Annotated in this window: 17 protein-coding genes and 1 pseudogene; 8 read left to right on the plus strand and 10 right to left on the minus strand. The window is 64.1% G+C overall.

Annotation, left to right across the window (positions count from 1 at the left end):
• Positions 1-7 precede the first annotated feature (7 nt).
• From AC1D75_RS25075 to AC1D75_RS25085, 3 genes are read right to left on the minus strand one after another with little or no spacing between them, the layout of a single operon-like run.
• On the minus strand, positions 8-382 hold the full coding sequence (locus AC1D75_RS25075) for a GntR family transcriptional regulator (RefSeq protein ID WP_495518034.1): 375 nt from the start codon (positions 380-382) through the stop codon (positions 8-10).
• A 2-nt stretch (positions 383-384) separates the two neighbouring features.
• Complete coding sequence (arcA, locus tag AC1D75_RS25080) at positions 385-1,605, minus strand: arginine deiminase (RefSeq protein WP_495518415.1); 1,221 nt, start codon at positions 1,603-1,605, stop codon at positions 385-387.
• A gap of 28 nt (positions 1,606-1,633) precedes the next feature.
• A complete protein-coding gene (locus tag AC1D75_RS25085; RefSeq protein ID WP_495518035.1) occupies positions 1,634-2,842 on the minus strand; it encodes an MFS transporter in 1,209 nt (402 codons plus the stop codon).
• Between the two features lie 153 nt (positions 2,843-2,995).
• Between AC1D75_RS25085 and AC1D75_RS25090 the strand changes: the two genes are divergently transcribed.
• Entirely contained in the window at positions 2,996-3,829 is an 834-nt protein-coding gene (locus tag AC1D75_RS25090) for an oxygenase MpaB family protein (protein ID WP_495518036.1), read from the plus strand.
• A gap of 29 nt (positions 3,830-3,858) precedes the next feature.
• Positions 3,859-6,009 (plus strand): molybdopterin-dependent oxidoreductase, encoded by a 2,151-nt coding sequence (locus AC1D75_RS25095; protein ID WP_495518037.1) that lies wholly within the window; start codon positions 3,859-3,861, stop codon positions 6,007-6,009.
• A gap of 18 nt (positions 6,010-6,027) precedes the next feature.
• Here the strand turns inward: AC1D75_RS25095 and AC1D75_RS25100 are convergent, their stop codons facing one another.
• Positions 6,028-7,029, minus strand: a complete 1,002-nt coding sequence (locus AC1D75_RS25100) for a TauD/TfdA family dioxygenase (RefSeq protein WP_495518038.1) — start codon at positions 7,027-7,029, stop codon at positions 6,028-6,030.
• Positions 7,030-7,262: 233 nt separating this feature from the next.
• Between AC1D75_RS25100 and AC1D75_RS25105 the strand changes: the two genes are divergently transcribed.
• On the plus strand, positions 7,263-7,745 hold the full coding sequence (locus AC1D75_RS25105; RefSeq protein ID WP_495518039.1) for a VOC family protein: 483 nt from the start codon (positions 7,263-7,265) through the stop codon (positions 7,743-7,745).
• 123 nt (positions 7,746-7,868) lie between these two features.
• On the opposite strand, the pseudogene soxR reads toward AC1D75_RS25105, so the two are convergent.
• A pseudogene (soxR, locus tag AC1D75_RS25110) lies at positions 7,869-8,312 on the minus strand (redox-sensitive transcriptional activator SoxR); the annotation flags it as partial.
• 36 nt (positions 8,313-8,348) lie between these two features.
• On the opposite strand from soxR, the gene AC1D75_RS25115 reads away from it, so the two are divergent.
• Together AC1D75_RS25115 and AC1D75_RS25120 are read left to right on the plus strand one after the other, a co-directional pair.
• Positions 8,349-8,897, plus strand: a complete 549-nt coding sequence (locus tag AC1D75_RS25115; protein WP_495518416.1) for an NADPH-dependent FMN reductase — start codon at positions 8,349-8,351, stop codon at positions 8,895-8,897.
• Between the two features lie 2 nt (positions 8,898-8,899).
• A complete protein-coding gene (locus AC1D75_RS25120; protein WP_495518040.1) occupies positions 8,900-10,432 on the plus strand; it encodes a DHA2 family efflux MFS transporter permease subunit in 1,533 nt (510 codons plus the stop codon).
• Between the two features lie 8 nt (positions 10,433-10,440).
• Here the strand turns inward: AC1D75_RS25120 and AC1D75_RS25125 are convergent, their stop codons facing one another.
• Positions 10,441-11,313: a universal stress protein gene (locus AC1D75_RS25125; RefSeq protein ID WP_495518041.1), complete on the minus strand. Its 873-nt coding sequence runs from the start codon at positions 11,311-11,313 to the stop codon at positions 10,441-10,443.
• A 412-nt stretch (positions 11,314-11,725) separates the two neighbouring features.
• Between AC1D75_RS25125 and AC1D75_RS25130 the strand changes: the two genes are divergently transcribed.
• Entirely contained in the window at positions 11,726-11,881 is a 156-nt protein-coding gene (locus tag AC1D75_RS25130) for a hypothetical protein (protein WP_495518042.1), read from the plus strand.
• Positions 11,882-12,002: 121 nt separating this feature from the next.
• On the opposite strand, the gene AC1D75_RS25135 is transcribed toward AC1D75_RS25130, so the two are convergent.
• Positions 12,003-13,634 carry an AMP-binding protein gene (locus tag AC1D75_RS25135; RefSeq protein ID WP_495518043.1) on the minus strand — a complete coding sequence of 544 codons (1,632 nt, stop codon included), beginning with the start codon at positions 13,632-13,634 and terminating at the stop codon, positions 12,003-12,005.
• A 121-nt stretch (positions 13,635-13,755) separates the two neighbouring features.
• Between AC1D75_RS25135 and AC1D75_RS25140 the strand changes: the two genes are divergently transcribed.
• Entirely contained in the window at positions 13,756-14,619 is an 864-nt protein-coding gene (locus tag AC1D75_RS25140; RefSeq protein ID WP_495518044.1) for a helix-turn-helix transcriptional regulator, read from the plus strand.
• Between the two features lie 72 nt (positions 14,620-14,691).
• On the opposite strand, the gene AC1D75_RS25145 is transcribed toward AC1D75_RS25140, so the two are convergent.
• Positions 14,692-15,621: an NAD-dependent epimerase/dehydratase family protein gene (locus AC1D75_RS25145; protein WP_495518045.1), complete on the minus strand. Its 930-nt coding sequence runs from the start codon at positions 15,619-15,621 to the stop codon at positions 14,692-14,694.
• 165 nt (positions 15,622-15,786) lie between these two features.
• On the opposite strand from AC1D75_RS25145, the gene AC1D75_RS25150 reads away from it, so the two are divergent.
• Complete coding sequence (locus tag AC1D75_RS25150; RefSeq protein WP_495518046.1) at positions 15,787-16,989, plus strand: trans-sulfuration enzyme family protein; 1,203 nt, start codon at positions 15,787-15,789, stop codon at positions 16,987-16,989.
• On the opposite strand, the gene AC1D75_RS25155 is transcribed toward AC1D75_RS25150, so the two are convergent.
• Positions 16,982-18,214: an MFS transporter gene (locus AC1D75_RS25155; protein ID WP_495518047.1), complete on the minus strand. Its 1,233-nt coding sequence runs from the start codon at positions 18,212-18,214 to the stop codon at positions 16,982-16,984. The genes AC1D75_RS25150 and AC1D75_RS25155 overlap by 8 nt on opposite strands.
• Positions 18,215-18,344: 130 nt before the next feature.
• A complete protein-coding gene (locus AC1D75_RS25160) occupies positions 18,345-19,574 on the minus strand; it encodes an MFS transporter (RefSeq protein WP_495518048.1) in 1,230 nt (409 codons plus the stop codon).
• Between the last annotated feature and the right edge of the window lie 124 nt (positions 19,575-19,698).

Genomic DNA, 19,698 nt, shown 5'->3' on the forward strand with positions numbered 1-19,698 from the left:
ACGCGATTCACCTGCGCAAAGCCTTGTCCAGCAGCAGTTTGATACGGTCATCGTCGATGCCGAGCTGACGCAGAGCCGAAACATGCTCCACGGTCAGTTCTCCCGCGCGCTGCAGTGTGGAATCTGCATGCGCCTTCACAAAAGAGCCCTTGCGGCCGCGGGTTTCGATGATGTCTTCGGTCTCGAGCTCGCGATACGAACGGGCAACTGTGTTCGGTGCGAGATCGAGTTCCGATGCCAGTGCCCGGACGGTGGGGATCCGGCTACCGGCCAGCAGCTCACCGGAGTTGACCAGTTCGATGACGCCACGGCGCACCTGTTCATACGGCGCCACGTCGGAATCCGGGTCGATCACGATGCCCAAGCTGATGTCGAAAGACATGACTACAACCGATCCCGTGAGACCGGGCACGACATACAGCGAGGTCCACCGCGGCCCGACCCCAGCTCGCTCCCGGCGATCCTGAGCACTTCGATGCCCGAATCCTCAAGCCGCCGATTGGTTTCGACGTTACGGTCGTACGCGACCACGACTCCGGGCGACAGGGCCAGGGTGTTGTTCCCGTCGTCCCATTGCTCGCGTTCGGCGGTGACCGCATCGAGTCCGGTGTCGATCACCCGGAGCTTGTCGATGCCCATCGCCGTGGCAGCCGCATCGACGAACGGTTCCGGCCCGGTGATCGACACGGTCTCGCCGCTGCGAATAGTGAACGCGGACAGCGAATCCTGGATGGCCGCGTACATCACCACCGCATCGGTGTCGACCATGGTGCAGACGGTATCGAGGTGCATCGAGGCTCGACGTTGCTCGATCGGCACCGCCAGGACCGTATGCGCGAGATCGTCATCGAACAGGCTGCGCGCCAGAGCTTCCGCGCCTGCCGGTGTGGTGCGCTCCCCCACCCCGACCGCCACCACGCCCGGAGCGAGCAGCAGCACGTCGCCGCCCTCGACCGGGGCCGTGTGCGATTCGTATGCCCGGCGGACCCCAAGGAACCGCGGATGGTGCGCGTAGATGAGATCTGTGAGGGACGTCTCGCGGACCCGGGCAGGCAATGCCAGGGACGTGATCGCGAACCTGTCACCGATCCAGAACGAACTGTCACGGGTGAACAACAGGTTCGGTAACGGCTCGATCGCGAACTCGGAACCATGGTGCATCCGCCACACCAGCGAGGACCGCACTGTCGCCGCCGATTCGGGCAATTCGTCGAATGTCATACCGGCCATCAGGACCCGTGCCAGGTCACCGGCAGGCAGACGCCGCAGTTCGGCGGACAGATCTTGGGCCAGATGGTGCCCGAGCCGACGTGGACTGACCGCGGCCGCGATCCCCTGCATCCGCGCCGCACCGCTGGTCTGAACGGTTTCGGTCAGCAGATCGCCGAGCAACAGCACCTCGACCCCACGGTCACGCAGCACGTCCGCAAACGCGTCGTGCTCCTCCTGCGCCCGGTCCACCCAGGGCAGGCCGTCGAACAACAACTGGTCACTGTTCCGTGGCGTGAGCCTGCGCAGTTCGTCACCCGGCCGATGCAGCATCACCGTGCGCAATCGGCCGACCTCGGAGTCCGAACCCAGAACCGGTTGCTCAGCACTTGCCATGTGTGACATGCAGTCAACGGTAATGCGGTCAGGCCTCGTTCGCCTGTAGGTTGTCGGCGATGCGCTTGGGCAAGGTCTCCCGCGCCGCGATCCAGAAGATCGTCGCGATAAACGCCACCGCGGCCGTGACCAGGAATGCCGGACCGAAACCCCATTGCTGTGCGATGAAACCGGCAACGATCGGCCCGCTGATGGCTCCGACGTCCGCGGTCATCTGATAGGTCGCCAGAGCCGGGCCGCCCTGCCCCCGACCGGCGAGGACGTCGGCAAGTGCAGCTTGATGCGTCGGGGCGAAAAGTCCCGAACCGATACCCGCCACAAAGGTCAGTGCGGCCGCGATCCAGATGTTGCCGCTGTACCCGAGAAATGCGGTCGACGTCCCCATCAGCAACAGCCCGGGGAGCATGATCGGGCGTCGCCCGAGAGTGTCCGAAAGCCGGCCCGCGACGATGATCGCGAGCACGTTGCCCGCGGCGTACACCGCCAGCACCACGCCGGTCATGGCGTCCGACTGATCGAGATCCTCCACGATGAACAGCGGGACCAGTGCGACGCGGACGCCCATCGACGCCCAGCCCTGCGTGAAACTCGATGCCAGGATTGCGCGGTATGCGCTGTCGCGTAGGGCGTCCTTCATGGGCATCGAGACGTGGTCGTCGTCGCCGCCGCCGGGCAACGGGCGCCCGCCCACCGATCGAAGCTGCGTGGCAACAACTATGGAGGCCACGATGAGAGCGATGGAATACACCACGAACGGCATCCGCAGCCCGAATCCGATCAGCGCACTGCCGAGCAATGGGCCGGTGATGTTGCCGACGAGGAATCCGGCGCTGAAGAAGCCCGAAACCCGTCCGCGGAGATCGGGCGGGGCCAAGCGGATCATCAACGCTGTCGCCGAGATCGAGAACATCGTCGACCCGATGCCACCGAGTCCGCGGAAGATCAACAGCTGCCAATAGTTCTGCGCAAAAGCGCATGCCAGGGTCGAGGCCGCCACGATCAGCAAACCGGTCAGGTAGATCCGGCGTTCGCCAAGCAATCGCACGAGCCGTCCGCCGACGGGGGCGAACAGCAGCCGCATCACCGAGAAGGCCGAGATGACCACGGATGCCGCGGTGATGCCCACGTTGAAACTGCGCGCGAACATCGGCAGCGCCGGGGCGATCAGGCCGAAACCGAGCGCGATCACGACATTGGCTATGAGCAGAACCCATATCTCGCGGGGTATCTGCTTCACGGGATAAAACTACCGTCGCGCCCGCAGACCGGTCACATCGGACCCACGGATCAGTCGGTGCGATCGACGGAGTCCACCGGCCGACGCTGAATGGAGTTATCATCTGGAAACCGATGTGTGCACATTGCGGTGCACCCGGCCCAGGAGTGCGTGATGCCGAGAAAACCCCGTAGAACCCTGGATCTCATCACCTCGTTGGGCAGCACGATGGCTGCAGCCAACGTGATCATGCAGCTCGCCGCGCCCGGTGTCGGCCATGGTGTCCTCGAGAGCCCCGTCGAACGCGGCAATACGTTCAAACACCCGATCAAGCGAGCGCGCACCACCGGCCAATATCTGGCCGTGGCGATCAGTGGCACCGACGACGACGTCGCCTACGTCCGAGAGCAGCTACGACAGGTCCACAGTCAGGTCACGTCGAGACCTGGTGCCGAAGTCGCCTACAGCGCCAACAGTCCCGATCTGCAGCTGTGGGTGGCTGCCTGCCTGTACCGCTTCTACCTCGACCAGTACGAGTTCCTCTATGGTCCACTCGACTCCGATACCGCCGACGCCATCTACGCCGACGCCGCCCGGCTGGGTACCACCCTGAACGTGCGCCCGACGATGTGGCCGGTCGATCGCGCCGCGTTCGAGATCTACTGGGACAAACAGGTCGCAGACATCCACATCGATCCACCGGTCCGGGAGATGCTGACCTCACTGGCCGATCTCAGCTTCCTCACCGAGCCGCTGGGGGTCGGCGGAAAAGTCCTGCACAAGGCATTCGGCGAATCACAGCTGTTCATGACCAAAGGTGCGCTGCCCGAGCCGTTCCGTGAGGCGATGGGCTGGTCCTGGACTGCCGCGGACGACCGGCGGTACCACCGGGTGCTCACGGCATACCGCCAGACCGACTGGGCGGTGGCACGCCTGATCAAGGGCCTCAACGACGTCATGCTCGCCGACCTGAGAATCCGTCGGAGGTTCGGAATTGCTGTTTTCTGACACCGCGACCAGGCCTACACTCACCACGTATGCCGTCCAGCCATAGCGTCTGCAACCTATGTGAGGCCATCTGCGGTCTGCAGGTGACCCTCGAGGACAACCGCGTCGTCGACATCCGCGGTGACCGCAACGATCCCCTGTCCCGTGGCCACATCTGCCCCAAGGGCACGGCCCTTGCCGACCTGCACGCCGATCCGGACCGGTTGCGGACGCCGCTGCGCAAGACACCCGGAGGCGGATGGGAGTCCATCAGCTGGCAGGCGGCGATCGAATTGGTCACCGCCAAGATCGTGGAGACGCAACAACGACACGGCCGCAACGCAGTTGGACTCTATCTGGGCAATCCCAATGCGCACAGTCTCGGATTTTTCACACATGGTCTGCCGTTTGTGAAGGCGATCGGTACCCGCAATGTCTTCTCGGCAACCTCCGCGGATCAACTTCCGATACAACTCGCGGCGCACCTGATGTACGGGCACCAGCTACAGATCCCGGTCCCCGATCTCGACCACACCGACCATCTGGTGATCATCGGCGCCAACCCCGTGGTGTCCAACGGATCGATGATGACCTCCCCGGACTTTCGCAACCGGATGCGCGAACTACGCCGTCGCGGTGGACAACTCGTGGTGATCGACCCCCGCCGCACCGAGACCGCCGCAATCGCGGACAAACACCATTTCATCCGGCCCGGCACCGATGCGGCACTACTGATGGCCGTGCTGCACGTGCTCGTTCACGAGCGTGGGATCTCGCCCGAACGCATCGGGCACCTCCCGCTGTCCGGCCTCGATGAGGTCCGGGCCGTGTCCACGACGACGACCCCGGAATGGGCCGCGCCGATCACCGGAATGGACATCACCGACATCCGTTCGATCGCAACCTATTTCGGCGCGGCCCCGCGCGCGGTGATCTATGGGCGCACGGGTGTGTCGACCCAACGTTTCGGGACGTTGTGCCAGTGGGCGATCCAGGTGATCAATGCGGTGACCGGCAACCTCGACCGGGTCGGGGGCGCGATCTTGCCAGACCCCGAGATCGATCTGGTGGGCCGGAAACTCAGTGGTCGAGGCCATTTCGACAAGTGGCGCAGCCGGGTCCGGGAGCTGCCGGAATTCGCGGGGGAACTGCCCGTCGCCACGCTCATCGACGAGATCGTCACCGCGGGCACCGGCCAGATCCGGACCTTGATCACGGTCGCAGGCAATCCGGTCTCCTCGGCGCCCGGAGGTGGTCATCTGGGGCCGGCCCTCGACGGACTCGACTTCATGGTGTCGGTCGACTTCTACGTCAACGAGACCACCCGCCACGCCGATGTGATCCTGCCGCCGACGATGATCTTCGAACGCGATCACTACGATCTCGTCTTCCACCAACTCGCGGTTCGCAACACCGCCCGATTCTCACCGGCCATCGTCGCCAAATCACCCGATGCCAAACATGACTGGGAGATCTTCGGAGAGCTCACCCGGGGTCTGACACGTACCCGCTCCGCAGACCGGGGAGCGCTCGATCGCCTCCGGCGGTTGCCGAAACAACTGGTTCCGACCGTACGCTCGCTGGCCAGTCCACGACTGTTGCTGAATCTGCTACTGCACACCGGTCCGGGTTCTCTGACGGTGCGCAAACTCCTCGCCACCCCATCCGGTCACGATCTCGGGGTACTGCGTCCCGGGCTGAAACGCAAACTCGTGGCCGCATCGGGTGTGGTCGACCTGGCACCGCCGCTGATCACCGCGGACCTGGACCGGATGCACACAGACCTGGTGGCGACCGCCGAGAATGAGCTGTTGCTGATCGGCCGACGACACCTGCGGTCGAACAACTCCTGGATGAACAATTCACCCCGCTTGTCCAAAGGTCACCCGCGCCATCACCTGTTGATGCATCCAGAAGATCTGGCCTCCGGCGGGCTGTGTTCCGGAGACCGGGCGTTGGTGCGGTCAGCGGCAGGCAGCGTGGAGGTGACCGTTGCCGAAAGCGACAGCGTCATGCCCGGTGTGGTGAGTTTGCCCCATGGTTTCGGCCAGAATCAGGATGGCGTTCAGCTGTCGGTGGCCGCGCTCATCGATGCCCCGAGTGTCAACGACGTCACCGATCCCCTTCGCCTCGACGAGATCTCCGGGAATGCGGTGCTGAACGGAGTGCCGGTGACGGTGAGTGCGGCCGTGCCCGGCTGACCCCCGTACATCGAGCCCTCAGCAGCCCTCGATCTCGATGATCGGCGACCGGTCTTCGCGGGCAAACCGCGACACCGCCAGATTGCACAACCCCTGCAGCCGACACAACCATCGGTCGGCTCCGTCCCACCGCGGCGCGAATGAACTACGACCGTGGATGGCCCGACTGTTGTCGATGATGAACAAATCGCCTGGGCGCAGGACGATTTCGTCATGGTGCGCCTGCCACACCGACTTCACCGCGGCCAGGGCGGCGGCGTGTTCGTCGTCATCCGCGGACATCAGGTCTTCGTCGTAGGTGATCACCGGGTCATCCCACGAACCGCTGAGCACCGGGATGGGCCCACGGGTCTCGTCGGGAACTCCACCGTCGACAAATGATCCGTCCACCCGCGTGTGGAACACCGGATCACGAAGCAGGACGGCGGTCTCGGCGGGAAGCAGATTCTGCAACTTCCGGGCCGAGAGCAGGTAGGTCGCCGCCGTCGGGTCCCCTCGCAGACATCCGAGAGCGATGAAATCGGGGCGCGTCCGCAGATTGTGGCACTGCTCGGTATGGCTTTCGAGGTTCACCGCACTGCCTGTCGACATCTGCCGCCGCTGATGGCTGCGGATCGGCACCAATGTCTGAACGAGTTCGCCGCGGCATTCCGGGCGGTAGCCGACCAGGTGCACGATGCTCGAGAGCAGCAACGCAGATTGCCCGGCGATGCTGGTGTGGCGAGTGGGTGCACCGACCGCGGCGGGCGGGGTTTCACCGATCTCACCGACGTCGAGCCCTCGCAGCAGCAATCCGCCGTCACCCTCGACGAGGAAATCGAGCAGCAGTTCCCGAATCGGCGCGGGCAGCAGCGCAGCAGCAAGTCGGGCCTGCCTGCTGAAATCTTGCGGATCCGTCAACGAATCTGCTGACACGTTTTGAGCGAGCATGCTGATGACCTGCGCATACTCGCTGATGTCTGCCGTCTGAACTGTCGGCCAGAGCGACCCATGCGGCCCGGGAAGCGATTGTGCACTCATTTTGCTCACCCTCCGATCCATGCCGAGGCGGTATCAACAGGGTAATCCGCGCCACCGGATCTCACAGTGCGAGAAGTGCCGCGAAACGATGGCAACGCGATCACGATTCGGACCTCATCGCGGCCCGGCTCGCACCAGCGGCGGCATGTGCGGTGAGTTTCCGGTCGCCGTGCAGTCGATATCTGTGTAGGCAGTCACGTCTGCTCGCCTGTCGAAACCGAAAGGACTTCCACATGCCCGCCATCGTCCCCTCGCTCTGGTTCAACCAGAACATCGAAGAAGCCATGAAGCTCTACACCGCGACTTTTCCCGACTCGACCGTCGACCAGATCTTGTACGTCGGCGAAGACGGGCCGGGACCGGAAGGAAGCATCCTTGCCGCCACATTCACCCTGTCCGGCAACACGTTCGAAGGTATCAATGCCGGCCCGGAATTCCATTTCAGCGAAGCGGTGTCGTTTGTGGTCCGCTGCGAGTCACAGGAGGAGATCGACTATTACTGGAATGCACTGACGGCCAACGGTGGCACCGAATCGGAATGTGGCTGGCTGAAGGATCCGTTCGGTCTCAGCTGGCAGATCGTGCCGACCCGATTGTATGAACTATTGACCGATCCGGATCGGGCCCGTGCCCGGGGTGCCACCGAGGCGATGATGAAAACCCACGGCAAGCTGGTGATCGCCGACCTGGAGGCGGGCGCCGACTCAGCCGGCTGAATCGATCGAGCCGACTGAGTCGATCGAGCCGCCGGGTCCGGCCGGACCGCCTCGACCGGCCGGACTCCGTGTGGGTTTGGCGCACCCCGCGGACTCGTGACCTTCGAGCTTCTCCTCGCACTCCTGCGTGAGCAACCGGTTGGTTCCGACGCCCTGCTGTGCGAACACGTCACCGGGATTGAGGAGCAGACAGGCCTTCATCGACAAACAGCCGCAGCCGACGCAGCCGTCCATCAGGTCTCTCATCCGCTGCAGCAGCGCGATCCGTTCATCCAGATCCTCCATCCACTGCACCGATGCCTTGTGCCACATCGCCTTGGTAGGCGACTCGTGTTCGCCGAGGACCGCCAGGACCGACCCGATGGTCGCCAGTGGGATCCCGACGGCCTGCGAGGCTCTGATGAACGCGACCCGCCGCAACATCGCCCGGTGATAGCGCCGCTGATTGCCGGAGGTACGGCGGCTGAAGATCAGTCCGCGATCTTCGTAATACCGCACGGCCGACGGCGCCACGCCGGCCCGGATGGCCAACTCCCCTACCGTCAATTCCAACTTTTTGACTGCCATTTTCGCATCGTACCTTGACTTCAAGCGCGCTTGAACTTGAAGACTGGGACCATGCAACCAACACACCTCGAGTTCGCCCTGATCATCGCCAGCGTGCGCCCCGGTCGCATCGGCCCCAGTGTGGCCGATTGGTTTGTCGACCAAGTCAATCCGTATGGGCTCGACATCGCGGTCATCGACCTCGCCGAGCCCTTTGGACCTGACACCACAGATCTGCTGGCGGCAGCCGACGGATTCATCGTTGTCACACCGGAATACAACCACTCCTACCCGGGGGAGCTGAAGATCCTCATCGATGCCCACCGGTCCGAGTGGAAACACAAGCCGGTGACGTTTGTGTCCTATGGCGGCATGTCGGGAGGACTACGCGCGGTGGAACATCTGCGCGCGGTGTTTGCCGAGCTGTATTCGGTCGGCACCCGAAACGGGGTGGTCCTCCACGCGCCCTGGGAGCACCTCACCGACGACCGACTCACACTCGACGAGACCGCGATCATCTCGGCCCGCAGCGCCATGGACGAATTGGTCTGGTGGGCCGAACTGCTCAAACCCGAACGCAAGCACCGAGATCGAGGCGCAGCCTGACCATGGACCTGCGTACGAAGAAAGTCGCGGCCGTACTGGCGCTGGGCACGCTGATGGTGATGCTCGACGTCACCGTCACCGTGGTCGCGATCCCGCGACTGGCCGAATCATTCGACACCAACCTCGCCACGGTCCAGTGGGTGACCACCGCCTACGCCCTCGCATTGGTCGCGGTGATGCCCACCGCGGCATGGGCAATACGCCGGTTCGGCGCCAAGCGAGTCTACCTCACCGCCCTCGTCCTGTTCGTCGGCGGCTCGGCACTGGCCGGTCTGGCCTGGAACATCGAGAGTCTCATCGCGTTTCGAGCCGTCCAAGGCCTCGGCGGCGGGTACCTGCAGCCTGTCGGGATGACCATCGCGTTGCAGATGGTCGACGAACGTCATCGCGGCAAACTGATGGGCTGGCTCGGACTTCCCCTGTTGATCGGGCCCGTTCTCGGGCCGGTTACCGGCGGACTGCTGGTCGATGGCATCGGATGGCGGGCGCTGTTCCTGATCAACGTCCCGATCGGGATCGCGGCCATCACGTTGGCCACCAGGATCTTTCCGCAACAGGCGGGCACCGATCGCGGTCGACTCGACTGGATCGCCCTGGCCACACTGGCTCCCGGCGGCGCATTGCTCGTCTTCGGATTGGCGCAGGCCGGCGATAGCGGTGAGCCGATGTCGGCCCGAGTTCTGATTCCGGCGGGCTGCGGCCTCACACTACTGGCCCTGTTCATCGCCCGCACCCTTCGGTCGCCGCACCCCCTGCTCGATCTACGACTGCTCAAACAACGGTCGCTGGCCGTCGGATCAGGCAGCCTGTTCCTGGTCGCGGGGGCCTATTTCGGGTCGATGATGCTCGGGCCCATCTACATCCAGGCAGTCCGGGGTGACAGCGCCACCACCGCCGGACTGATCGTGATCGGGCAGGCCGTGACCACCGGCCTGGTGGTCCAGATCGCCAGCCGTCTCACCGACCGTGTCGATCCTCGCCGGGTGGTCTGGTTCGGCATCAGTGCCACCGTGGTCGCGATGATCCTGATGACCACGACACTCGACGAGAACACCTCGTACCCAACGCTCGTAGGCATCGGAGTGGTCATGGGTATGGGCATCGGCGCCACGCTGATGCCGCTGATGGCGGCGTCACTGCGCGGAATACAGGGGCCGGCGATCTCTTCGGGTACAACCATTCTCACCACCGGCAACCAATTTGCGGCTGCTGTCGGCGCCGCGCTCAGTGCCACTGTCCTGACCACCCTGTTCAACAACCGCGCCGAGTTGCTCGGCGACACCGGCATGGCCGGGGCCCTTCGGCTCAGCGCCGACGAACAGTCCGTGGCGGCACCGGATCTGGCGAGCGCCGTGGCAGACACCTACCTGTTGACACTCGGTCTACTGATCGCCGCCCTGGTGATCGCCGCATTCCTGCCGAAGTCGTCGCCGCCACCAGAATCAACAACGCCGGCGCCCGCTGAGCGGACACCGGCGCGCAGTGTGGACGAAAAAGTAGTGCAGGAACAGGAACTTTCAGCTGAGCCCAGCTGAAAGTCGTGTCAGCTCTCGGCTGACGGCTTCACCACCAGGACCGGGCACCGCGCCCTGTGCAGGACCGCCTGGCTGGTGGAGCCGAGCAGCAGACCCCGGAATCCACCACGACCACGGCTGCCGACGACCAGAAGTTGGGCATCCTTGGCATGTTCGAGAAGCTGATGCGCCGGACCGTCGGGAACGATCACACGCTTGACCTCGACATCGGGATAGTCGGCACCGAAACCGGCTATCCGCTCGGCGACGACCTCATGGGCGTCATCGGACAGTTGCTGAAGCTGATCGGGCTCGAGGCCGTAACCGTGAAGCGCATCGGCGGCCAGGTCGGTCCAGGTGTGGACCACGAGCAACCCGGTTTTCAGCAGTGACGCCTGTTCGAATGCAGCAGCAACCGCGCCCTCGCTCAACGCTGAACCGTCGAGGCCGACAACAACCGGTCCTGTTCCGCCCGGACCCGCGTAGACAAGCACCGGGCAGGAGGCATGTGCGGCGACGTCCACGCCCACCGAGCCGAGGAACATCCCCTTGACACCACCGAGTCCGCGGCTGCCGACCACGACCAGCGACGCGTGGTGCGATTCTTCGATCAGCAGCGTCCCGGCGCGCCCTTCGGCGACTTTGGATTTCACCTCGACCCCGGGAGTGATGTCCCGGACCCGTGCGGCGGCCTTGTCGACGTTGGCATGCGCTTCTTGCCGGATGATGTCGATGACATCCTGCGGAATGACCAGCGCCGGCGCGTACAGCGCCCCCTGGGTTTCGTACGCACCCAGTATCGACAAAGATTTGCCTTGCCGCTCAGCGGCTTTCGCCGCCCACTCCACAGCTTCCAGGGATGAGTCCGAACCGTCGACTCCAACAACAATCGTGGTGCTCATGTGTGAACCTCCTTGCTATTCGTCGTGTTCAATACAATCGCGCCGGGCCTGCGCAGTCAACGCGCAGGGCCCGGTCTACTGCACCACAATTCACCGCGCCGACGTAGGGCACTTGTGCCCAATGCAACCGGTTCCACCGAATTGCCCGTACACTAGGTCTTGTCGGATACATCCACCACCGGCAACCTTCGTCGAACTTCCTCGAATCCGATATCCCGGAACCTTGCGAATCGCCGATAGCCGGTTGACGTTTGATCACCAATTTTCCTGGCACCGTGGGAAACCTTGAAGAGGTTCTCGAGTGAGTCCTTTCCAGACCGCGGTCGTCGGCGACACCCGGCAGCTCTTGCGCAGATCCCGTGCAGTGCACGACAACACAAGAGCCGCACCACATCGAAGAAAGTAGCCACACATGCCCGAAACCGAACTGTTCTCGCACCGCGAGTCGATCCGTTCAGAACCCACCGCACAGAGCTCCAAGGACGCGCCGCGGATCCCGCAGCCGGTCTTCTCCGACCAGGTGGTCGATCCCGCGGTACAACGCGCACAACAACGCGCACCGCGCTGAGCGACCCAGCTCGCCGCAGGTAAATCTCCGGATACGACAATGGCCCGCCGATGATCGGCGGGCCATTGTTGTGTGTGATCGGTCACAGTCGCGTGCGTCGTTGACGGTTACCCCGGGTCGATCAGCGCTTACGGAGCAGGAAGCGTTGAACCTTGCCGCTGGGCGTCTTCGGTAGCGAGTCGATGAAGTGAACCTTGCGGGGGTAGGCGTGAGCCGCGAACTTCATCTTGACCAGCTGCTGGAGTTCGGTTTCGAGTTCTGGCGACGCGTCCGACGGATCCCGGAGCACCACATACGCTTCGAGCACCTCACCACGCAGCTCATCGGCCTTGCCCACCACCGCGGCCTCGACCACGGCCTCGTGCATGACCAGCACGCTTTCGACGTCGAAAGGGCCGATGCGGTAGCCGGCCATGATGATCACATCGTCATCGCGGGACGAGAAGGTGAAGAAGCCGTTCTCGTCCACCGATCCGGAGTCTCCGGTGACGTACCAGCGGCCGTCTTCGGTGTACCGGCCTGCGGTCTTCTCCGGCGCGTTCACGTATCCGGTGAACCAGAGCAGGTCGCTGGCGGTGGTGTCGATCGCAACCCTGCCGACGGTGCCGACCGGGGCCACCGAGTCGGACTCCTCTTCGAGCACCGCGCAGGACCAGCCCGGCAACGGCCGTCCCATCGAGCCCGCGGGCACGTCGGCGCGCAGATCGTCGTGCCAGGCGTTGACGATGAACATGCCGTGCTCGGTCTGGCCGTACTGGTCGCGCACAGACACCCCGAGGACATCCTTCGACCAGCCGACGACGTCGGGCGTCAGCGGTTCACCCGCGGACGACGCGCGGCGCAGATTGATCGACTCCGGAACCGGTCCGTCGTCGGCCCGCAGTGCGCGGTACACGGTCGGTGCCGCAGCGAAGTTGGTGACGCCGAACTGCTCGAGCACCTTCCACGTCAACGCGGGCGAGAATCCGGCGTGCAGCAGCAGGCTCCGCGTGCCGGTCGCCAGCGGGCCGAGCAGCGAATAGTAGAGGCCGTAGGCCCAGCCGGGATCGGCCGCATTCCAGAACACGTCCTCGGGGCGCACGTCGAGCCCGAACTCCTGGTACGCGTGGAACGATGCCAGCGCCCGAACCGGAACCGGGACACCCTTGGGTCTGCCCGTCGTTCCGCTGGTGAACAGCTCGACGAGCAACCCGTCGCCTCCGACCGCAACAGGTTGGCCGCCCGGTTCGTCGGCGTCGTGGGCCTCGATCAAATCAGCCAGTTGCAGTTCGTGATCCGCAGACTCACCGGCCGCGATGACCTGCCACGTCGCATCGGCCGGGATGTCCTCGCCGGGGGCCAGCTTGTGCAGCTGATCGAGGTCGGAGATCACGAATTTGGCGCCGCTGTTGGTCAGGCGGAACGCGATGGCCGGGGGCGCGAACGCCGTGAAGAGTGGAACGTACACGGCTCCGCGCCGCCAGACGCCCAACGCCGCGACCACCAGTTCGGCCGATTTGCTCATCAGGCTCGCGACACGGTCGCCCGGCTCGACGCCGAGCGCGGCAAGGGCAGCCGCGAACTTCGACGATTTCTCCCGTAGCTCCCCGTAGGTCAGATCGACGGAAACCAGTTCCCCGGTGTCGTCGGTCTCGATCACCGTGAACGCCACTGCATCGGCTGGGTGTCGATCACACAGCAGGTCAGCGGCACACGCATCGGGACGATCGTACTGAGCCAGCATCTCACTGACCCGCTCGGTTGTGGCAAACATATTCGCTTGAATCCTCACTGATCAGGACACTTCTACTCGGGAGTAGGATCCACGTCTACTCGGGAGTAGGATCCACGTCACAGTAACCCACCCGCTACCCCCGAAAAGGGCTGACTGACCGATGACAGGCCGGCATCCACTGCTGCGACCGCGCGATACTGACGCTCTCCGAGACGAGATGCGGGCACTGGCGATGGCGTCACAGACCCCTGTCGTGTTCGGCGGCGAGGTTCATGCAGGCACCTTGCTGCTCACCGAATTCGTCGGCGTGCGCACCAACGGCCTGCGTGGACTGAATGTGAATCCCGCGGCCGGTCTCGGTGGCCGCGTGGTGCAGCGCCGGCAACCGGCGTCGGTGTCCGACTACCGCACCGCGTCCGCGATCACCCACGACTACGACGGGCCGGTCCTGGGCGAGGGCCTGCGGTCGGTCCTGGCGGTACCCGTCGTGGTCGACTCGAGCACCCGGGCAGTGATCTACGCGGCCCGCCGTGACGCGGCCCCGATCGGCAGTCGTACCTCCGAGTCGGTGATCGCGGCGTGCCGGCGGTTGGCAACGGAGATCGCGATACGCGATGAGGTGGACCGGCGAACCCGAATGCTTGCCTCCACGTCCGGGGACACCGCAGAGCGCCCCGACTCGGCGACGCTCGAGGAGTTGCGCAGCATTCACGCCGGGCTCCGGGACCTTGCCGGACGGATCGACCCGGCGCACGGTCGTCGGGCCCGTGAACTGTCCGACCGGCTCGCCCGCGTCGTCGGCGGCGAGCCTGCCGAACCGGCACCCGAGGTGGATCTGTCCCGGCGGGAAATCGACGTCCTCGCCGTGGTGGCGCTCGGTTGCTCCAATTCCGAAGTCGCCAAGACACTCTCGGTGAAGCCAGAGACCGTGAAGAGTTATCTGCGCAGCGCGATGCACAAGCTGGGCGTCCACAACCGGCACGAAGCCGTGGTCACGGCTCGGCGAATGAACCTGCTCCCCTAGCCCGATGATGTGGCCTTCTGGCGGTACCCACCTGGGCTTTTAGTCGCCAAAGGGGCACACCATCGGAAGGATCTAGCGACCAGCTCGAATCATGATGTCCCAGTGAGCATGTAGAGCGTTGGTGTCGAGGACATCGCAGCTGAGCAACACCGGATCGATGCGTCCTTGCGCGGCTTCGATGGCAGCAACGGTCATGGTGGCCGTGATCTCGGACTGGTTGCGGCCCTCGGTGTACAGCCATCGACCGGTGTTCCGGTTACGGACCAGCACCGACCACTCTTCGCTTCCGGGCATGTGGATCTTCCTCAGCATGGGCCGGCCCAGAACCGGCATCAGCGCCGCAGCCCGCAACGCCAGCGTCGCCGTGACCGAACTCAGGGTCAGGTAGTTCGCCACGTGAGGTCCATCCGACCCGATCGCCAGATAGTCGGGAAAGTCTGCTCGCACATACCGCTTTCGGGTGTCGTGGGGGCCTTCGAGAATCCGTGACCGGACCATGTTCCGAATCGCCTCCCCCGAGACATAGTCGGTGAACGATGTACCGAGAAGATCGACCGTCCATTCGACAGCGGCCTTGCCATGACGCTCACCCGCCCCGAGCATCAACCCGATGTCGACGCCGTCGGATGAATCGGCGGCAAGCGCGGTGGCCATGATGGTCGTCAGGCCGGGCGCCAACCCCACGCAGGTGAGCACCCCACCTGCGGCCGGGGCGGCCATGATCGCCTCGAGATACCTGGGGGTGGCGCTGATGTCGACGAATCTCGCTGCCCCGGCTTCTTTCGCGAGGGCGGGATCCTCGATGCCGGAGGCGTTGACGACCACATCCATGCCATCAACCGCCGCGCGATACGCTTCCCCACCGGACGCCGCAAGGTCGACGACCACGTCGCTTGCCTCTGCTCTGCGACCGACCCGGACCACGTGGTGGCCGTCGTCGTGCAATTTGCGGACGACCCTCGTCCCGACCTCGCCATTGGCACCGAGCACCGCGATATTCATATGACATCTCCGCCCCGTTTGCGTTCGTGACAGTTCACAAACATTCTCCCACCCGATTTTCGGCTACAACATGTCTTCGGTCGTCATCTGTTCCGGGTTAATTCGGCGGGCGGCGTTGGCGCGTCGCGACTGCGAGTGCGGTTGCAGTCCTCCTACCCTGATGACATGTCCCGCCCCGACAATCACGATCCAGCCACCCTCGCCTTCGACAGCCGCGCGGTTCATGCAGGCAACAGCATCGACAAGGGATCCGGAGCGATCCGAACACCGATCGTGATGGCCAATTCGTATGCGCTACCCGATGATCCGTCGCAGGTCAGCTGGTCGGGCACGGAGATTCCGCTCTACACCCGCAACTCCGGGGCCAATCAGATTGCGTTGCAGCACAAATTGGCCTCACTCGAAGGTGCCGAGGACGCAGTCGTATTGGCTTCGGGGGTCGCAGCGCTGCATGCGGTGTTCTTCACCCATCTCGAATCCGGGGACCATGTGCTGATCGCCGACGTCACCTACGAGGCGACGTTTCGGTTGTTCACCGAACTCCTGCCGCGCAAATACGGTATCGAGGCAACGTTCGTCGATGCATCGGACCTCGATTCCATCCGGGCCGCACTGCGGCCCAACACCCGCCTGGTTCACATCGAAGCGATCGCCAACCCGACCACCAAGGTCACCGATATCGGTGCCGTCGCCGAGATCGCGCACGCGGCAGGCGCGCTGGTGGTGGTCGACTCGACCTTCACCCCACCACCGCTGTACCGACCACTCGCCGACGGTGCAGATCTGGTGGTGCACTCTCTGACGAAGTACTACAACGGCCACGGCGACGCCATGGGCGGCGTGGTCCTCGGCGCCAAGGCACTGATCGACCCCATCAAGACCGACGCCATGGTTGATGTCGGCGGCGTGATCTCGCCGTTCAATGCCTGGCTCATCAGTCGGGGGTCCGTCACTCTGCCGCTGCGAATGGCGCGCCACCTCGAGTCCGCCGCGCAGGTCGCCGAGTTCCTCGAAAGCGATGCGCGCGTGGCCTATGTCGCCTACCCGGGCCTGCAGTCACATCCTCAGCACGCACTGGCGACGACCCAATTCGGTGGACGCGGCTACGGTGCGATGATGGCGTTTGCGGTCAGAGGTGATCCCGACACCCAGAACCGGTTCGTCTCGAATCTGCGGATGATCACCTCGGCCGTATCGCTCGGTCACGACGAGACACTGATCGTCCACGTCGGCACGAATGGGCCACGGGTGCAGCACTATCCGGAAGAGTTCCGTACCTGGGGACATCTCCGGTTCTCCATCGGACTCGAAGACCCCTCCGACATCATCGCCGATCTCGCAGCGGCGCTGGACGCCACGTTCAGCTGATCGACTCGCGGGGCCGCAGCAGCAAACTGATAAACGCACCTACCGCCAGAACTATGATCACGATGGAGAACACCACACTCGCGGTCCTCAGGCCCCAGGCCTGTTCGGCAAACCCGGTGGCGATGATCGGCACCGAAATCGCCACATAGGCGACCACAAAGTATGCCGACGTCGCGTCCGCCTTACGGTCGGGTTCGATGCGTGCGGCAATCGCCGCGATGCCCTTGGCGAACAAAACACCCTGGCTCGCACCCGAGATCACTGCCGCGACGATCAACGCGATCAGCGATTCCATGAGCAGGCTGACGATCAGCACACCCATGCTCACCGTCAAAGCCACATATCCGTACAGCAAGGACGGCCGAATGGGCGCTTTGGACAACACGATCTGGGTGATCGCCGACGAAGCGAACAGCACGAACACCACCACACCGGAAACTATCGGCGACTTCTCGTTCAGAACATCAGCAAGGAAGTCCGGCGCCACCGCACTGAAGAGACCAAAGACCGCAAATCCGGCAATCGCACCCACAGCAGCCTGTGTGAAAACGCCACGCACAGAAGGCGGAACACTGACCCGCTGCAATTTCGGGCGAGCGCCCTTGCGTACGTCGACCGTTTCCGGAACCGTGAGCAGACCCAAGCCCGCAATCGCCACCAGCACCGCTTGAACCACAAACACCGTGTGGGTCGGGTCGGAGGCCAGATCGGCGACAACACCGGCCAGCAGAGTTCCGAGGCCGAGGCCACCGATGTTGGCACCCGTGGCGACCGACTGCGCCATCCCCCGGCGACTCTTCGGCGCCGCTTCGATCACCGCGACCGTGGCCGTGCTTGTGAAGATTCCAGCCGAGAACCCCGAGATCACCCGGCCTATGAAGAGCATCTCCAAGCTGCCGCCGATGATGAAGAACACGGCGCTCAGCAACGACAGCGCGACGCCGGCATAGAGCATCGGCCGGCGCCCGATGGTGTCGGAGAACCTACCGACGCCGAGCAGCGCAGCGAGCACGCCAAGTGCGTAGACGGCGAAGATCACCGTGGTCATCAAGGTGCCGAACCCGAACTCCTTGGCGAACTCGGGGTACAGCGGCGTCGGCAGTGTGGTCCCCATCATCACCACCGTGAACGCATAGACCACCGCCGCGAACGCGATCATCTGCGTTCGGTTCCGCGCTGGGGCGGTTGCTTCCTCCGGTGATTCGGAGGGGTCCACGGAAGTCACATCCTCGATCCGGTCCCGGTAGAGAAACGGTGGCTAAGGTCGATCAGCATCCAATGAGTCACGATAGCTCTAACGAGAACCCGCATTCGTGCGTTCGGCAATGATGCTCGGCGGCGCACCATTTGCCTGATCAGATGGCGCTACGCGGCCGCAGGAGCAAGCCGATCAACGTCCCGACCGCGATCACCGCGATCACACCGGAGAAGACCACGCTGGCGGTGGTCAGACCCCACGCCTGGGAAGCAATGCCCACCGCGATGATCGGAACCGAGATCGCCAGGTAGGCAACGACGAAGTAGGCAGATGTCGCTTCGGCCTTACGGTCGGGCTCCACCTTGGCGGCGATAGCCGCAATGCCCTTGGCGAACAACACACCCTGACTGGCACCTGAGATGGCCGAGGCGACAAGCAACCCCGGCAGCGACTCGGTAACCAGGCTCACGATCAGAATCACCATGCTGACCGCCAACGCGAGGTAGCCGCACAGCAGTGCCGGACGCACGGACGCCTTCATGAAGACGATCTGGGCCACGGCCGAGGATCCGAAGGTCACGAACACAACGAGTCCGGCGATCGCCGGCGATGATTCGTCGAGGACGTGGGCCAGGAAGTTGGGTCCGACGGCGCTGAACAGACCCGACACCGCAAAGCCGGCCATGGCCCCGACTGCAGCCAGGGCAAAAACACCGCGGACCGACGCTGGGACGCTGACACGTTGCAGCCTTGGCCGCGCGCCGGCGAGCACCTTCACCGTTTCCGGAACGGTGAGAAGTCCGAGTCCGGCGATCACCAGGAGCACCGCATGGACCACGAACACCGTGCGTGTCGGATCAGGTGCGAACTCTGCGACAAGACCCGCCAGCAGCGTTCCGAGTCCGAGACCACCGATGTTGGCCGCGGTGGCGACCGCCGTTGCCATTGTCCGGCGACCTTTGGGCGCTGATTCTATGACCGCAGCTGTGGCGGTACTGGTGAAGATGCCCGCCGAGAATCCCGAGATGACCCTGCCGACAAAGAGGATCGCCAGACTGCCACCGATGATGAACAAGACCGCGCTGAGCAACGACAATGCGAGTCCGGCATAGAGCATCGGACGACGACCGATGGTGTCCGAGAACCGGCCGACGCCAACCAGTGCCGCCATCACACCCAGCGCGTACGTCGCGAAGATGACCGTGGTCATCGCATTGCCGAACCCCAGTTCCCGCGAGTATTCGGGGTACAGCGGGGTGGGCAGGGTGGTCCCCATCATCACAACCGTGAAGGCGAACACCACCGCGGGAAATGCGATCACCTGTAGCGGACGGCGCCGCTCCTCGTCGACCTCTATGGCATCGGCGCGCAATTGAGCGCGGTTCACGGCAGTCACAAATCCTCGATCCGGGTTCACCTCGACGCAGCGGCCGCTGCGTCAATCAGTCAACACCGCGGCACCGTCACAACTTCCGTGTGCCCGCGAGGTCCGTTCGACTCCCGGTGTGCTG

It is taken from the genome of Williamsia sp. Y712 (assembly GCF_059445525.1).

What these genes read in the sequence shown, in the direction of transcription:
- AC1D75_RS25105 (WP_495518039.1), top strand. Translation starts at nt 7,263, where the DNA reads ATGCCCGCCATCGTCCCCTCGCTCTGGTTCAACCAGAACATCGAAGAA.
- AC1D75_RS25150 (WP_495518046.1), top strand. Translation starts at nt 15,787, where the DNA reads ATGTCCCGCCCCGACAATCACGATCCAGCCACCCTCGCCTTCGACAGC.
- AC1D75_RS25090 (WP_495518036.1), top strand. Translation starts at nt 2,996, where the DNA reads ATGCCGAGAAAACCCCGTAGAACCCTGGATCTCATCACCTCGTTGGGC.
- AC1D75_RS25145 (WP_495518045.1), bottom strand. Translation starts at nt 15,621, where the DNA reads ATGAATATCGCGGTGCTCGGTGCCAATGGCGAGGTCGGGACGAGGGTC.
- AC1D75_RS25120 (WP_495518040.1), top strand. Translation starts at nt 8,900, where the DNA reads ATGGACCTGCGTACGAAGAAAGTCGCGGCCGTACTGGCGCTGGGCACG.
- AC1D75_RS25140 (WP_495518044.1), top strand. Translation starts at nt 13,756, where the DNA reads ATGACAGGCCGGCATCCACTGCTGCGACCGCGCGATACTGACGCTCTC.
- AC1D75_RS25135 (WP_495518043.1), bottom strand. Translation starts at nt 13,634, where the DNA reads ATGTTTGCCACAACCGAGCGGGTCAGTGAGATGCTGGCTCAGTACGAT.
- arcA (WP_495518415.1), bottom strand. Translation starts at nt 1,605, where the DNA reads ATGGCAAGTGCTGAGCAACCGGTTCTGGGTTCGGACTCCGAGGTCGGC.
- AC1D75_RS25125 (WP_495518041.1), bottom strand. Translation starts at nt 11,313, where the DNA reads ATGAGCACCACGATTGTTGTTGGAGTCGACGGTTCGGACTCATCCCTG.
- AC1D75_RS25095 (WP_495518037.1), top strand. Translation starts at nt 3,859, where the DNA reads ATGCCGTCCAGCCATAGCGTCTGCAACCTATGTGAGGCCATCTGCGGT.
- AC1D75_RS25100 (WP_495518038.1), bottom strand. Translation starts at nt 7,029, where the DNA reads ATGAGTGCACAATCGCTTCCCGGGCCGCATGGGTCGCTCTGGCCGACA.
- AC1D75_RS25130 (WP_495518042.1), top strand. Translation starts at nt 11,726, where the DNA reads ATGCCCGAAACCGAACTGTTCTCGCACCGCGAGTCGATCCGTTCAGAA.
- AC1D75_RS25075 (WP_495518034.1), bottom strand. Translation starts at nt 382, where the DNA reads ATGTCTTTCGACATCAGCTTGGGCATCGTGATCGACCCGGATTCCGAC.